The organism is Colwellia ponticola (assembly GCF_005885605.1).
Lineage (GTDB): Bacteria > Pseudomonadota > Gammaproteobacteria > Enterobacterales > Alteromonadaceae > Colwellia > Colwellia ponticola.
In genome coordinates, this window is the sequence record NZ_SZVP01000041.1 from 1 (window position 1) to 705 (window position 705).

Below are 705 nucleotides of genomic sequence, written 5' to 3' on the forward strand. Positions count from 1 at the left end.
GCAAACGGGCTTTGCGGGCCTCGACACCCGTATTGCCAGTGTCACCGAGGGCATCGGTACGTTGCTGCAACGCCACACCGAGAGTCTGCAGGTGCATCGCGACACGCAAGACGTTCTCAGCCAGATAGCCACTTCAGGCAACCGTACTGAACAGGCGATGACCGCGTTCACCGACAACAGCCGCGACAACCTGCAAGCCCTACAAACCGCAGGTGAAACGATGGGGGACGCGGCCGGCAAGGTGGGCCAGTCCGCTGCTGAACTGCAAGTCGTGGTGAGTGCCTTGCAGGGTCAGATGGCAGAGGTCATGAATGGCGTCAAAGCTGATTTGAACGGCACGCTGGCCACCATGAACAAGGACTTCAGCGACAACCTGCACGGCATGGGCACGCAACTGGAAAGCGCCACCACAAAACTGGGCGACGTGATGGAAGCCGTCAAGACTGACCTGGGTTCGAACATCAAGACCATGAACCACGACTTCGGCACCAACCTGGTCAACATGACCACCAGCCTGGGACAGGCGACCGGGAATATTTCCAAGGCTATCGACAGCATGTCCGGCACCGTCAGCCAGGCCATGGAAGAAGTCGCCACCAACATGCAGAAAACTGCCATCGCGCAGGAAAAGACCACGCGGGAGTTCGAGATGGTCAGTGATAACCTGAATACGAACATCCTGGCGATCCAGGGCGTGGTGGAGAA

Annotated in this window: 1 protein-coding gene; it reads left to right on the forward strand. The window is 58.4% G+C overall.

Features of this window, described 5'->3' with window-relative positions; translation table 11 throughout:
• The coding region (locus FCS21_RS16835) for a hypothetical protein (RefSeq protein WP_171035725.1) at nt 1-705 on the forward strand (705 nt) is incomplete at both ends.